The following is an 879-nucleotide window of genomic DNA, read 5'->3' as shown; positions in this document are numbered from 1 at the left end:
GATCGACGGCGGCGTAGACATCTGCGAGGATCCAGACCTTCCAACAGGGGCGCACTGAAGTGGGCGCGACCGAACGAGCGTAGCCGACTCAACCCGCGAGTTCGCGGCTGACCTCCTCCACGGCCCGCAAGACATCATGCGTCTCGACGGCGAGGATGCAATGGGCATGGGATGCGACGCACTCCTCGCCGCAGTCACCGGTCGGAGCGGCGGGCTGGACGACACGGCATCGCGTCGACCACGGGCCGAAGCGCTCCGGCGCGTTGTCGCTCCACGGCGACCCTGTGGCGGGATGGCATGTGACGACGACCGTCGGCACATCGAGACTCGACGCGATGTGCTGCAGTCCGGAGTCGTTGCCGACGAACAGATCGCAGCGGCTGATCGCGGCTGCACTCTCACTGAGGCTGAGTGCGCCGGCGAGATCGGCTACCGGGATCCCCTGGGCCGACAACAGCTCGGTGAGGGCCGCCGCCCGCTCGACGTCGACCGCGCCCCCCAGAACCTGCACAGACAACGGCCCCGTCGCAGCGAGCGCGGCGGCGAGGTCGTTCAGCCGCTCGATCGGCCACTGCCGCTTCCCATCGCGCGCACCGATCCCGAAGCCGACCACCCGTCCCGGAGGCTGCCGCAGAGCGGCGGCCTCCGCGGCCCGATCGCGGTCGGACACGTCGTACAGCGCGGTCCCCGCTCGGCGGGTCGCCTCGTCGGTCCAGCGCACGCCCAGATGGGCGGCTACCCGTTCGAGCTGCTGCACGGAGAGCAACGGGACGTCGCCGCGGTCGATCACATCGGTGAGGAGGAGCTCCTGGTCTCCGAGCCAGGCTGGTTCCCGCGACGGCACGGGTGCGAACCCGACGACCGAACGGGCGCGCGAGG

The 879-nt window shown here is 70.6% G+C and carries 1 protein-coding gene; it reads right to left on the bottom strand.

Annotated features, from left to right (window positions below):
• Positions 1-88 precede the first annotated feature (88 nt).
• On the bottom strand, positions 89-879 hold a 791-nt coding region (locus ASG00_RS07300; RefSeq protein ID WP_235559414.1), incomplete at its 5' end, for a glycosyltransferase family 9 protein.

It is taken from the genome of Microbacterium sp. Leaf351 (assembly GCF_001423825.1).
GTDB classification, from domain to species: Bacteria; Actinomycetota; Actinomycetes; order Actinomycetales; family Microbacteriaceae; genus Microbacterium; species Microbacterium ginsengisoli.
This window is presented reverse-complemented; position numbering and strand designations above follow the sequence as displayed.